The organism is Streptomyces luteogriseus (assembly GCF_014205055.1).
Taxonomy (GTDB): domain Bacteria; phylum Actinomycetota; class Actinomycetes; order Streptomycetales; family Streptomycetaceae; genus Streptomyces; species Streptomyces luteogriseus.
In genome coordinates, this window is sequence record NZ_JACHMS010000001.1 from 299851 (window position 1) to 312918 (window position 13068).

A 13068-nucleotide genomic window follows, 5' to 3' on the forward strand; every position below is an offset into this window, starting at 1 on the left:
CCTTTTGACCTAGTCGGTGTGGTTAATCGAGGAGGGTGCGTAGGGGCCGGACGCCGAAGCACGAGGTGCCGGCGGTGAGCCCCCGGCACCCGGCCCGCCGCGCCGAAGCGCGGTGGTTGACGGCGTATGCCGTCGCCGCGGGCGGTCCGGTTCCTCATCAAGACATCCGGGAGTTGCAGAATGATCACCCGAGAGCAGATACCCACCGTGCTGGACCACCCGGTCCATGACGCCAGGGGCGACAAGATCGGCGATGCCAGGCACGTCTTCTTCGACGACGTCACCGGCGAGCCCGAGTGGGTCAGCGTACGGACCGGCCTGTTCGGCACCAGCGAGTCCTTCGTGCCCATCCACGACGCGGCCCTCGTCGACAGGCGGAACACGACGTCACCCTCTACGAGGAACAGGCCGTGGTGGAGACCAGGGCAGTACCCAAGGAGCGGGTCCGCCTGACCACCGAAGAGGTCACGGAGGAGGAGACCGTCACCGGTGAGGTCCGCAAGGAACGCATCGAAACCGAGGGAACCGACGAGCAGGGGGACCAGCGGCCCCGCCCCTGACCGCCACGATGAGCCCGGGGAGGGAGGACCGGCGATCCTGCCTCCCCGGGCTCCCTGCGTACCCGCCAGGACGAACAGGCCCTCCGCCGGTGAGGGGTTGCCGGGGTCAGTGGAGCACCAGGTGGACGAGGGCGACCGTGCCGACCGACACGATCAGGGTCCGCAGCACGGCCGGGCTGAAGCGGCGGCCCGTTCTGGCTCCGATGAGGCCGCCGAGTGCCGATCCGGCGGCGATGAGCACGACGGCCGTCCAGTCGAAGTGGGCGAAGAACAGAAACAGCACGGCCGCGACGGAGTTGACGACGGCGGCCAGCACGTTCTTCACGGCGTTGAGCCGCTGGAGCGTCTCGTCGAGCAGCATGCCCATCAAGGAGACGTAGATGATGCCCTGCGCGGCGGAGAAGTAGCCGCCGTAGACGCTGGCCAGCGTCAGCCCGGCGAACAGCAGAGGTCCGCCGTCACGGCGCACCGGGCTCTTTCCCGCCTCGCGACGGCGGCGCACCCGCTTCGCGATCCAGGGCTGGCACGCCACCAGGACCAGGGCCAGGCCCACCAGGACCGGCACGATCCGTTCGAACGCCGTGACGGGCAGGGTCAGCAGCAGCACGGCACCCGCGAGGCCGCCCAGCACGGCGCCGATGCCGAGCAGCAGGACGCGCCGGCCCTGGCCGCGCAGTTCCTCGCGGTAGCCGAAGACCGCACTGATGGAACCGGGGACCAGACCCAGGCCGTTGGACACCGTGGCCGTGACCGGGGGCAGTCCGGTGGCGAGCAGGACCGGAAACGTGATCAGCGTTCCCGAGCCGACGACGGCGTTGACCGCCCCGGCACCCGTGCCGGCGGCGAGCACGGCGGCCATCTCCCAGGGCGTCACGCCGCCGCTCCGCCGGGTGTGCCCTTCCAGGTGAGGTTCATGGGGTCACGCTAGAGGGTGGGTGCTTCGGCGGCCGTCGAAGGGTGCCGGTGCGCGGCCCGGCCGGACACGCGGAACGGCGGCGGGATCCGAGGGGATCCCGCCGCCGTCCCCGGCTCGCACCGGGGCCTGACTGTCAGCCGCCTCACATGTGACTGCGCCTCACCCGGCGGAGAACGACGAAGCCCGCGATGACCAGCACGGCACCCGCCGCGGCCGGCCAGAGCTGGGCGCCGGTGTCGGCCAGGCCGCCCCCGCCGACCGCCTGCGGCTCCGTCCGGGACGGGGCCGACGGGGTCGGGGCGGCACTGGTCGCCTGACCGACGGCCTGGGAGTCGCCGAGACCGTCGGTGTCCTCGTCGTCGCCGTTCTTCGAACCGCCGCCCTGCCCGGCGGCGTTGCCACCGCCGGCGGAGGCGGTCGCCTTCACCTCCGGCCGGGCGCCACCGGGAGCCGTGGAGGCGTCGCCGGGCTCCGGCTTGTCCGCCGGGGGCTCTGCGGCGTCACCCTTGCCGTCGCCACCGTCGCCACCCTCGTCGCCGTTGTCGCCGTTGTCGGCGGGCTTGCCGCCGCCGTTCCCGTTCTGCGGGGCGTCGGGCGTCTTGGTCGGCTGCTCCTGAGGGGCCTCAGGCGCCTTCGTCGGCTCCTCCTGAGGGGCCTCGGGGGTCTTCGTCGGCTCCTCCTGCGGGGCCTCCGGCGTCTTGGTCGGCTCCTCCTGGGGCTCCTCGCCCGGTGCCGGGTCCTGTCCACCGTCCGCTCCGGCGCCGCACTGACGGCCGTCGTTGATGCAGTCGACCATCTCCCCCATCAGATCCTCGTCGAAGATGTTGATGAAGTCGCCGTGGTCGGTGACCGGCTTGTGCAGCTGCTCCGGGAAGGAGTCGACCGCGAACAGCGGTGTCGTACGGCCGCCGTCCTGCAGGCTCGGCGCGTCGATGTCGTAGACGATGCGCTGGACCAGCTGCGGGATGGGACGGAAGCCGGACGGGCAGTTCCCGGCGGCGTCCGTGAACGCCACGTGGGTGCGGTGGTTGGCGCTGTCGATGTTGCGGCCGTCCCAGCAGCTCTGGAACTTGAAGGTCCGTACGACGTCGCTGCCCTGGGGGCACAGCGGATACTTGTCCTTCAGCTGCCGGTCCTCGAAGCCGGTGCAGCTCCAGGAGGCGTTGGCGTTGGCCGGGCCGTTCACGAACGACTTGGCGTCGCCGGTGATGATGCGCAGCAGCCGCGGCATGGCCGTGACCTTCTCGCGCGGGTTGCCGACGAACGTCAGCGTGACCTGCTTCGGCGTGACGATCTCGCCGGCGTTGCCCTCGATGCCGCCGCCCGGCTTCTGGGCGTCCTGCTCCTGAGCACCGTTCTGCAGGCGCACCACGGGCCAGTAGTAGGACGACTTGTCGCCCTGGTCGTCGCAGCTGGTCTCGGCCTTCGCGAGGTCCTGGTCGCTGGCGAAGGCGTTGTTGGACTGGTTGCCGACGTAGTCGTGGAAGTGGTGGGCCCCATTGGTGACGCCCGGCGCGGCGATGATGTTGTCGGAGTTGAACAGACCGTTCTCGTTCACACCGCAACTGGTGGCGAAGGAACCGCCGGACGCACCGGCCTTGTCGTCCGCGTTGGGCTGGACGCTCTTGATGTCCGCGAAGTCGGCGGCGACGGGGCCGTTGCCCGCCTGCCCGCCGTTGGCGCCCTGTCCCTGGCCGTTCCCCTGCTCCTGGCCGGCCTGGCCCTGCTCCTCGGACGGCTGTTCGTCGCCGTCCTGGCCTTCGCCCTGTGCGGGCGCCTCGTTGCCGTCCTCGACGGTGCAGGCGGCGAGGGCTTCGAGGCCTTCGGGGCGGTCCCCGACGCGGTCGATGGCGATCGCGATCCGCTCGAGGGTCGCGGCCCTCTTCTCCTTCAACGGGTTCACGACCGCGTTGTCGGCGAAACCGGGATCCTGCTGCACCTGCTGCGCAGATTCGCTCAGCCGTTGATAGGCCTTGGCGATCTGCTCGTCCAGCAGGGCGAGTTCCTTGTCGACCTCCCCCCGCGCCTGTTCGGGGACCGAGGTCAGCTTGCTGCCGACGTCGGGGCAGTCGATCGTGGCGCCCGCGGTCCGAACCCCCGTGTCGGACCGCGTCTGGGCGGAGTCGCCGCCCGAACCCCCGTCCGTGGCGGAGGCGTAGACGTTCGCGGCCATCAGGCCGCCTCCGCCCAGGATCAGTGCGAATGCGGCGAAGGTCGCGCGTCGTGGGCCGGTAGGGCGTCTTCGCGTGTTGCGTCCCAAGGGTGCTCTCCTGCGCTTGTGGCGTGCCGGGCATGAAAATCCCCTCGCCCCATACGTACGGGAGCACCGGTGTGTTCACTCACCTCGAAAATTTTCGGAGAACTCTCATGAAGCCCGCACCGGACCGGGCCCCGCCGGACGGCTCCGTCCGGCGGGGAGGCGCAGGTCAGCGGAAGTTCACGTCACTGCACAGGAAGTAGGTCTGGTCCATGTGCGAGGCCTGCCAGACCGTGTAGACGACGTGCCGGCCGCTGAGTCCCGAAGTGCTCACGGGAATCTCGTAGTTCTGGCTGGGCGCGTACCTGCCGGTGCGCTTGACGAGCTGGAGGTCGTTCCAGGTCAGCGGCTGGGTGGTGGGGTCGAAGCCCTGCCGCGTGACGTACACCAGGAAGTAGTCGGCGCCGTGACTGGCCTGGTCGTGGAGCTTCACCGTGAAGGTGCCGGTGATGTCCGTGGTCTTCCAGGGGCCGACCGCGTCGAGGGAGTTGTACCGGCCGCCCTCGGTCCGTCCGCCGCTGCACAGCTGGCCGTTGGGAACGGCCGCGGGGAAGTTCCCGCCGGAGCCGTTGCGGTACAGGCCGTTCCAGTTCCACATGGCGTTGGGGTTGTCCTGCCACGCCTGCCAGCACATGGGGTCCAGGCGGGCCATCTCGGGGTTCTGGAAGTCGCTTCCCCAGCGCAGCCAGCAGCCGTAGTTGCGGGAAGCCGGGTCGACGACCGAGCCGTGCGCGACGGCCGTGCCGCTCCAGGGGATCAGGCTGAGCAGTGCGGCGACCAGGACGCTCAGGGCGAGCGCGGGACGGGACCTCGGCCCGGAGGCACGCTTCTCATGGCCATGACAATTCATGATCTCTCACTTTCGGGTGTGGGGGGGGTGACGCCTGCGACCATGCCTGCGTTTCCGTTTTCGATCATGTTTCGATATGGGAGCGCTCCCATCCACACAGACTGCACCCGACGGCGCGGGTCGGCAATGGGCGAATCGCGCCACTTCCGTATCGGTCAGAGCCGGTCGCTTTCCTTCGTTGTGCGTCCGAGGTAGGTGGCCTCGCCCGGCTCGGGGACGTCGATCTCCTCGAAGCCCATGCGGTCGTAGAAGGCCCTGGCCCGGGTGTTGGCGGTCGCCATGGAGAGGTGGACGGCCGGCACCCCCCTGTCCTGGAGGGCCCGCAGGAACGTCCGCATCAGGCGGCGCCCGTGACCGCGGCCCTGCCAGCCGGGCAGCAGGTCGATGTGCAGATGCGCGGGGTGGCCGGCCAGTTCGGGCAGCACCATCCGCTCGGGGTGGTGCAGCAGGCCCGCGATCGCCTCGTCCGGGGTGCGCGGCGGCCGGGGCGGTGCCGGGTAGCGGCCGGCCACCAGGGGCAGCCACGTGGTGCGGAAGGCCTCGGCGAAGCGGGGGGTGTCGGCCGTGCCGAGGATGTAGCCGACCGCCCGCCCCCGCCCGTCGTCCAGCACGAAGGCGAGGTGCGGCTCCAGATGGACGTACGGCGCGGCGAAGGTCACCGGGAAGATGCCCGGGTCCGCGTAGTGGGGGCGGCTGTCCTCGCCGTGGTGCGCGGTGCGGACGCAGATGTCCTCGAGCGCGGGACGGTCTTCGGGGCGGTACGGGCGAATGGCGGGCGACGTGGTCATGGCTGCATCGTGCCGGGCATGGGAGCGCTCCCTCAACCTCGTTCGGAGCAGCGGGGGCATCCGGCTCGAACGAGCGCGGCTTAAGCCCGCGGCCCGGGGTTACCCGGCTCACATGGTGAAGCTGCATATTCCGGGACGTAAAGAGCACGAAGAGGCCGAGGCCCCGCCTGCGGAGAGCACGCGCTCCGGGCCCGAGGCGGACCGCCGGGAGGTGTCCGAGGCCGAACGCCCTGATGCCCCCGCCCCCGCTTCCGAGGAGCCCGGGCCGGGCCCCGAGGTGGAGCGCGCGGCGCCGGACTCGTTGGCCGAGATGCCCCGGAAGTCGTGGGGCGCGGTGCTGAAGGGCAGCCTGCGGGAGTTCAAGGACGACGAGCTGACCGACCGGGCGGCCGCACTGACGTACTACGGCGTGCTGGCGATGTTCCCGGCGTTGCTGGTGCTGGTGTCGATGCTGGGCCTCACCGGCCGGTCGACCACGGACAAGGTCACCGAGAACGTCCGTGAGCTCGTGCCCGGCTCGGCGGGCGACATCATCACCCGGGCCGTCGACCAGCTGCAGGGCAACGCCGGCATCGGCTCGCTGATGGCGATCGTCGGTCTGGTGCTGGCGGTGTGGTCGGCGTCCGGCTACGTGGGGGCGTTCATCCGCTCCGCCAACGCCGTCTACGACATGCCCGAGGGCCGGCCGGTGTGGAAGCTGCTGCCGATGCGGGTGGGCGTGACGGTCGTGCTGCTGGTGATGGCCGTCATCAGCGCGCTGATCGTGGTGTTCTCGGGCGGGCTGGCGCAGCAGGCCGGAGACGCCCTGGGCATCGGCGACACCGCGCTGACGGTGTGGTCGATCGCCAAGTGGCCCGTCCTGGTCCTGCTGGTCGTGATGATGATCGCGATCCTGTACTGGGCGGCGCCGAACGCCAAGGTGAAGGGGTTCCGCTGGATCACTCCGGGCAGTTTCCTGGCCCTGCTGATCTGGATGGTCGCCTCCGCCGGCTTCGCGGTCTACGTGGCCAACTTCGCCTCGTACAACAAGACCTACGGCACGATGGCCGGTGTCATCGTCTTCCTCGTCTGGCTGTGGATCACCAATCTGGCGATCCTGCTGGGTCTGGAGTTCGACGCGGAGACGACGCGGCAGCGGGCCATCGCCGGCGGGCATCCGCCCGAGGCCGAGCCGTACACCCAGCCGCGTGACACCCGGGCGTGGGACGAGCAGGACCGGCGCCGGCTGGACGAGACCTGACCCGCGGTGGTCAGGCCGTGAGTCCGGCGGCCACCGTCGCACCCAGTTCCCAGCACCGCTCGAGGTCGCCCTTGTCCGGCTCGCCGGTCACGGTGACGGCCTCGGCGGTGCGGCGCCAGCCGAGGCCCGTGGTGACCGACTCGATCCCGCGTACCGCTCCGGTGACGTCGTTGCCGCCGTGCACCCAGTAGCCGAAGGGCCGTCCGCGCGTGGCGTCCAGGCAGGGGTAGTAGACCTGGTCGAAGAAGTGCTTGAGGGCGCCGGACATGTAGCCGAGGTTCGCGGGCGTGCCGAGGAGGAAGCCGTCGGCGGCGAGGACGTCCGAGGCGGTGGCGGACAACGCGGGCACGCGGACGACCCGGACGTTCTCGATCTCGGGATCCGTCGCCCCGGAGACGACGGCTTCGAACATCGCCTGGCAGTGGGGCGAGGGCGTGTGATGGACGATCAGCAAGGTGGCCACGGCACCTGACCTTGCCGTCCGGGCACTCGTGGCGCAAGCCCGGGCCCCGTCACCGCGCGCGGTGACGGGGCCCGGGTGCCGCTGTCGCTCAGCGATCGCCGCGACGGCGCGTCCGCAAGCGGACCACTCAGCGGTTGCCGCGGCGGCGGATCAGCAGGCAGGCCACGAGAACGGCGCCCGCGCCGGCCAGCAGGGCGGCCCGGTGGTCGCGCACCTGCTGCGGGGCCTTGTCCTGCCAGACCTGCTCGGCCTGTGCGGCCTTCTCCTTCGCGCCCTGAGCGGCGGCGGCGCCCTTCTCCTTCACCGGCTCGGGGAGCTTCTCCTCCACGGTGTGGGCGACGTGCGCGGCCTTGGCCCTGGCCTGTCCGCTCCATTCCTGAGCCTTGGCCCCGGCCTGTTCCCTGACCGCGACGGCCTTCTCACGGGCTCGGGTCTTGACGTCGGCCCGGTCCGCCAGGGCCTGGACGGTGTCGCCGAGTTCGTGGCGGGTGTGCTCGACCTGCTCGCGCAGCTCTTCCTGGCTGCGGGCGGTCGGCTCGTCGTGCGGAGGCTGGGTCATCGTTGTGCACTCTCCTTGATCTCGGCCACGTCGGCCTTCACGCTGTCGATGGTCCGCTGCGGGGCGGGCGGGGTGGCGCTGCGCACCTGCTTGCGGCCGGCCAGCGCCGTCAGGCCCGTGGCGACGGCCAGTACGCCGGTGACGATCAGCGCCGCCGCCCACACCGGCAGCGGTACGGCCAGGGCGGCGATCACTGTGGCGACCAGGGCCTGCAGGGTGACGAAGCCGAGTACGCCGGCTCCGCCGAACAGACCGCCGCCCTTGCCGAAGCGCTTGCCCTTCTCGGTCATCTCCGCCTGGGCGAGGCGCATCTCGCCGCGCACCAGGTCGGTCAGTTGCTCGGTGGCCCGTTGCACCAGCTCGCCCACCGGCTCGTCCCCGGCCGCTGCCGCGCTCCCCGGTCGGGGTGCGGCGGGGGCCGTGCGGTGTGTCTCCGTCATGGCGATCACCTCCCGGTCCGTAGTTCCTGGCCGAGTACCAGCGACAGCGGAAAAGACACCTGGTCGGACAAGTTGCGATGACGAAGAGTGAACGGCGCGGGATCCGGTACCCGTGCGTCGCTCACACACGAGAGAGGGAGGTTTCGCCTTGTCGCAGGTAGAGGAATCCATCGAGGTCCGCGTGCCGGTGCACACCGCGTACGACCAGTGGACGCAGTTCGAGTCCTTCCCCGAGTTCATGGACGGCGTCGAGCGCATCGAGCAGCGCACCGACACCCTCACGCACTGGGTGACGAAGGTCGGCGGGCAGGCGCGGGAGTTCGACGCGGAGATCACCGAGCAGGTCCCGGACGAGCGCGTCGCCTGGACCACCGTGGGCGGCGAGGCGCGGCAGGCCGGTGTGGTGACGTTCCATCGCATCCAGGACGACACGACCAAGGTCATGCTGCAGATGGACTTCGACCCCAGTGGCGTGGCCGAGACCGTCGGCGACAAGCTCGGGTTCGTGAAGCGGCAGGTCTCCGGTGATCTGAAGCGGTTCAAGGAGTTCATGGAGGCCCGCGGGACGGAGACGGGCGCCTGGCGCGGCGTGGTCTGACCAGGTGTGAGGAGGCCGCCACCACTGCGTGTGGTGGCGGCCTCCTGCTGTGCCCGTGCGCTACGCCGCCGGGGCGGCGATGCCGCTTCGGAGGAGCTGCCGCGCCTGCCGGCTCAGGTCGTTCAGGCGCAGGGCGAGCTGTGCCGCGGCGTCGTAGAGGGTGTGGACGGCGCTGAGGCGCTCCAGGCGGGGGGCCAGGGCCGACAGGGCGATGGCCAGGGCGACACCGGCCAGGGCGACGGGGCCGAGCGGGGTGCAGCCGAAGAAGTGGCTGACGCCGGGGGTCTGGACGAGGGCGGCGAGCACCGCGGCGGAACCGAGGGCCGTGACCCACACCAGGGTGCTGTGGCGGCGCCCGGAGAGGGTCTGGACGAGCTGGGCGCCGACCACGCCGCACAGGGCCATGGTGGTGGACCGGCGTTCGGTGCCGGGGGTGAGGCGGCCGATGAGGTAGGCCGCGACCGCGCCGAAGCAGGTGGTGATGCCGCGGCGGCGGATGGAGCGCAGCAGGGGCGCGCCGAGGACGTCGAGGCCCATCGGTCCGGTCGCGGCGTGCTCGGCGGTGGAGGGGTCGCTGCTCGGGGTGACGGCCACGGCCATGGCCGGGAACATGTCGGTGAGCAGGTTGACCAGCAGCAGCTGACGGGTCGACAGGGGTGAGGCGCCGGCGAGCAGGGTGCCGAGGACACTGAAGCCCACCTCGCCGGCGTTGCCGCCGATGAGGATGCTCACCGCGTCGGCGACGCTGCGCCACAGGGCCCGGCCCTCGGCGACCGCGTCGACGAGGACGGACAGGTCGCCGGTGGTGAGCACGAGATCGGCGGCGTTGCGGGCGGCGGCGGAGCCGCGGGACTCGACGCCGACCCCGACGTCGGCGGCGCGGATGGCGGCGGCGTCGTTGGCGCCGTCACCGGCCATCGCCACGACCCGCCCGGCCTGTTGCAGGGCCTCCACGACGTGCAGCTTCTGCTCGGGGGCGACCCGGGCGATGACGCCCGCGCCGCGCAGGACCCGGACGCGTTCGCGGCGTTCCATGGCGACGAGTTCGTCCCCCGTCACCGCCTCGGTCTCCTCCGGCCAGCCCAGTTGCAGGGCGATGGCGCGGGCGGTCTCCGGGTGGTCGCCGGTGAGCATGACGGGCAGGATGCCGGAGCGGCGCAGTTCCGCGAGCAGGGCGTGCGAGGTGTCGCGCGGGACGTCGGCGAGGGCGACGAAGCCGCTGAACTCCAGGTCCGCGAGCGGCAGGTCGAGTTCGGCCTCGGCATCGTCGGCCCGGCAGGCGCGGCGGGCGACGGCGAGGACGCGCAGCCCCTGCCCGGCCAGCTCGTGGGCGGTGTCCCAGGCGTGGCCGGGAAGGTCGCGGCAGGCGGGCAGGATCGTCTCGGGGGCGCCCTTGACGACGAGGAGTTCCCCCATGTCGGGGTCGCCGTCCCGGCCCACCGCGGCCGCGTAGCCGCGGCGGGTCTCGAAGGGCAGTTCGCCGGTGGGTGCCCAGCCCTCGTCCGGCGGGGCGACGTCGAGGACGGCCTCGTCGGTGGCGTGTGCGACACGGCGTCCCTGCCCGGTCTCCTCCTGTGGGCAGGCGCGCGCGGCCAGCCGTACGACCGGTGCGGCCCGGTCGTCGTCGGTGGCGAGGACGGTGCCGTCGGCGGTGGCGACGCGGACCAGACGCAGCTTGTTCTCGGTGAGGGTGCCGGTCTTGTCGAAGCAGACGGTGTCGACCCGGCCGAGCGCCTCAAGGGTGCGCGGGGTGCGGACCAGGACGCCGCGGCGGGACAGCCGGCGGGCCGCAGCCATCTGCGCGACGGTGGCGACGAGCGGCAGTCCCTCGGGGACGGCGGCGACGGCGACCGCGACACCCCCGCTGACGGCGCGCCGGACGGGGCTGCCGCGGAGCAGGGACAGCCCGGTCACGGCCGCGCCGCCGGTGAAGGTCACCGGCAGGGCCTTGCGGGTGAGTTCCTGGAGCCGGGCCTGGACGCCGGCGGGGGGCGGGGTGCGGGCGGCGAGGGTGACGGCCCGGCCGGCCTCGGTCTGGTCACCGGTGTCCACGACGAGTGCGACGGCCCGTCCGGCCACCACGGTGGTGCCCTCGAAGACCATGCAGGTGCGCTGGGCCACCGGGAGACCGGGGGTGGCGTCGACGGTCTTGGTCACCGGCAGGGACTCGCCGGTGAGCGCCGACTCGTCGACCTCCAGGCCGTCGACGTCCAGCAGCCGGGCGTCGGCGGGTACGACGTCGCCCGCGCCGAGGCTGATCTCGTCCCCGGGGCGCAGCCGGGCGGCGTCGACGGTGACCGTGCGCGTGCCGCCGTCCTGCTTGCGGGCCTTGGGCTGCTGCCGTGCGGCGAGGCGGGCCAGGGCCTGTTCGGCGCGCAGCCGCTGGAGTCCGCCGGTCACCGCGTTGAGGTCCATGGCGCCGACGACGAGCAGCGCGTCGACGACGGAACCGAGCAGTGCCGAGGCGACGGCCCCGGTGGCGAGGACGGGCGTGAGGGGATCGTCGAGTTCGCGGCGAACGGCACCGGCCGCCTGCCAGGTCCAGCGGGCGGGGGCGGCGGCCGGGTGCCGGGTCAGGCGTGCGGCCTGCCGCCGTGAGCGGTCGGCGAGCAGGCCGAGTCCGCGGGGCTCGCCGTCGCGGTCGGCGCGCACCAGCCGGTCGCGTGCCTCGTGCGGCTCCAGGGCGTGCCAGGGGATGTGCAGCCGGGGCGGGGGCGGTGTCGCCCGGGCGACCCGGACGGCTTCGATCCAGCCGGTGATCAGGGCGCCCGCGGCGGCGATGTTGACGGGGGCGTGCCGGGTGAGGGGCCACAGGAGGTGGCGGCCCGGGGGCTGCCCACCGCGGGCGACCAGAAGCCCGGAGAGAGCCGCGCCGGCGCGGGCCAGGGTCTGTGACCGGCGTCCGACGCGCCGGGCCGCGGGAATGGCGGTGAGCAGCCGCCACACGTCGGCGAGTCCGCCCGGGGCCAGCACGTCGACGCCCCAGGAGACGGCCGCCCGCCCGTCGGCGAGGGCGATGGCCACGTCACCGGCGGGCAGCCCGGCCGCGACGTGCCCGTCACCGGACTCGTTCAGGCGGGCGACGGTCACGACGACGCGCCCCTCGTCCTGGAGGGCCCGTACGACGTCTCCGAACGGCTTGGCGCTCGGGGCGACCTCGTCGGCGAGGCGGGTGATGTCCTTCAGGTCGGAGCCGCCCGCGATCACGACGTGCAGTCCGGCCCGGCGGGCGGCGTCCAGCACGGCCTCGGCGAAGGGGTGGATCGGGTCGTCGGGCAGGCCGTCGTCGGTGTCGTCCTGCCGCAGGCTGCGCAGGGCGTCGGCGTGCAGGACCAGGGCGTCGGCGAACTCCAGTTGCCGCAGACGCTCCCCGTTGCGCAGGAGGATGCCGGCGTGGGCGAGGAAGGTGCCGAGGGTCGCGCCGAAGGAGGCGGGGCCGTACCGGGCCGCCTTCGGGGAGCCGGCGAGGACCGCTTCGGCCGCGTCCCCGGCGTTGTGCGTGACGAGGAGGGTGGCGGCGGCGCCGGCGAGGCTGCCGGCGCTGGCGTGGGAGGCGTACTCCGCGGCGGGGGTCACCTTGAGCGGCGGCCGGGTGTCCACGGGGCAGGGCAGGCTGGTGCGCCTGTGGTGGCAGACGTCGTCGTGCAGCGTCTCGAAGGCCGCGGCCCTGGCCACGGCTTCGGTGAGCTGGTTGCCGCGCAGGATGCCGTCGAGTACGAGGGCCAGCGGGGTCTGGCCGATGCCGTGGGCGGCGGCGTTGGCGGCGGCGAGGACGAGTTCCATGCCGGACGCGCCGAACCGCTGCCGGAGCAGGGCCCGGAAGCGGGGGTTCTCGCGCAGCAGCGTGACGGTGGCGGTGATGATCCGCGAGCCGGCCGGCAGCCGCAGGGACCGGCCGGCCAGGGCACCGGCCGTTCCCGCGGCGTCCATCAGGATCGCCGCCGCGGTGACGCGCACCTCGGTGGGATCCCCGGGGTGGCTGGTGTCCCGGGCGTTGGGGTCGGCGCCCTCGTCCAGGCCGAGGCGGGTGGCGAGCGCCGTGGCCCGCTCGGTGACGCGGTCGGTGGCGGCGTCCTCGGCCACGGTGACCACCAGGCGGGACAGTCCGCCGTCCCAGTACGCCGTGAGCACGTCCGGGTGCTCGACCAGTTCCTCGGCGACCCGGTGGGCGAGGGCCCCGGCCTCGCCTTCGGGGTGCCGCAGCGCCAGGTGGAGGCGTTGCCCGGCCTTCCAGTGCTGTCCGCCGGTCAGGGCGTTGCGCGCGACGTTGCGGACGCGGCGCGTGGTGTCGTGGACGGACGTCACCGACTGGGCGGCGCCGCGTGCGGCGCCCGCGACCGCCCCGGCCACGGCCCCGGCGAGCGGGGTGACGTCGAAGAGTGCGAACATCTGCTGCC

11 protein-coding genes and 1 pseudogene are annotated in these 13068 nt (G+C 72.7%); 4 read left to right on the forward strand and 8 right to left on the reverse strand.

Annotation, left to right across the window (positions count from 1 at the left end):
- Window positions 1-180 precede the first annotated feature (180 nt).
- Both BJ965_RS40305 and BJ965_RS38970 read left to right on the forward strand, forming a co-directional pair.
- Window positions 181-369: pseudogene (locus BJ965_RS40305) on the forward strand (DUF2382 domain-containing protein); the annotation flags it as partial.
- Between the two features lie 41 nt (window positions 370-410).
- Complete coding sequence (locus BJ965_RS38970; RefSeq protein WP_313666678.1) at window positions 411-560, forward strand: DUF2382 domain-containing protein; 150 nt, start codon at window positions 411-413, stop codon at window positions 558-560.
- Window positions 561-666: 106 nt separating this feature from the next.
- On the opposite strand, the gene BJ965_RS01385 is transcribed toward BJ965_RS38970, so the two are convergent.
- From BJ965_RS01385 to BJ965_RS01400, 4 genes are all read right to left on the reverse strand, one after another.
- Window positions 667-1434: a sulfite exporter TauE/SafE family protein gene (locus tag BJ965_RS01385; protein WP_184906949.1), complete on the reverse strand. Its 768-nt coding sequence runs from the start codon at window positions 1432-1434 to the stop codon at window positions 667-669.
- 184 nt (window positions 1435-1618) lie between these two features.
- A complete protein-coding gene (locus BJ965_RS01390; protein WP_184906950.1) occupies window positions 1619-3649 on the reverse strand; it encodes a DUF1996 domain-containing protein in 2031 nt (676 codons plus the stop codon).
- A 253-nt stretch (window positions 3650-3902) separates the two neighbouring features.
- On the reverse strand, window positions 3903-4583 hold the full coding sequence (locus BJ965_RS01395; protein WP_184906951.1) for a lytic polysaccharide monooxygenase auxiliary activity family 9 protein: 681 nt from the start codon (window positions 4581-4583) through the stop codon (window positions 3903-3905).
- Window positions 4584-4738: 155 nt separating this feature from the next.
- Window positions 4739-5371, reverse strand: coding sequence for a GNAT family N-acetyltransferase (locus BJ965_RS01400; RefSeq protein ID WP_184906952.1), 633 nt, complete (start codon window positions 5369-5371; stop codon window positions 4739-4741).
- 112 nt (window positions 5372-5483) lie between these two features.
- Between BJ965_RS01400 and BJ965_RS01405 the strand changes: the two genes are divergently transcribed.
- Window positions 5484-6611: a YihY/virulence factor BrkB family protein gene (locus BJ965_RS01405; protein ID WP_184906953.1), complete on the forward strand. Its 1128-nt coding sequence runs from the start codon at window positions 5484-5486 to the stop codon at window positions 6609-6611.
- Window positions 6612-6621: 10 nt separating this feature from the next.
- On the opposite strand, the gene BJ965_RS01410 is transcribed toward BJ965_RS01405, so the two are convergent.
- The 3 genes from BJ965_RS01410 to BJ965_RS01420 form a co-directional block, all read right to left on the reverse strand.
- Window positions 6622-7074, reverse strand: a complete 453-nt coding sequence (locus tag BJ965_RS01410; protein WP_184906954.1) for a flavodoxin family protein — start codon at window positions 7072-7074, stop codon at window positions 6622-6624.
- A gap of 127 nt (window positions 7075-7201) precedes the next feature.
- Window positions 7202-7633, reverse strand: coding sequence for a DUF3618 domain-containing protein (locus tag BJ965_RS01415; protein ID WP_184906955.1), 432 nt, complete (start codon window positions 7631-7633; stop codon window positions 7202-7204).
- The gene (locus tag BJ965_RS01420) at window positions 7630-8073 is read right to left on the reverse strand and encodes a phage holin family protein (RefSeq protein ID WP_184906956.1); all 444 of its coding nucleotides are present in this window, start codon (window positions 8071-8073) and stop codon (window positions 7630-7632) included. The genes BJ965_RS01415 and BJ965_RS01420 overlap by 4 nt, the downstream gene beginning before the upstream one ends.
- A 148-nt stretch (window positions 8074-8221) precedes the next feature.
- On the opposite strand from BJ965_RS01420, the gene BJ965_RS01425 reads away from it, so the two are divergent.
- Complete coding sequence (locus BJ965_RS01425; protein WP_184906957.1) at window positions 8222-8671, forward strand: SRPBCC family protein; 450 nt, start codon at window positions 8222-8224, stop codon at window positions 8669-8671.
- Window positions 8672-8731: 60 nt separating this feature from the next.
- On the opposite strand, the gene BJ965_RS01430 is transcribed toward BJ965_RS01425, so the two are convergent.
- Complete coding sequence (locus BJ965_RS01430; protein WP_184906958.1) at window positions 8732-13060, reverse strand: cation-translocating P-type ATPase; 4329 nt, start codon at window positions 13058-13060, stop codon at window positions 8732-8734.
- Window positions 13061-13068: the final 8 nt, after the last annotated feature.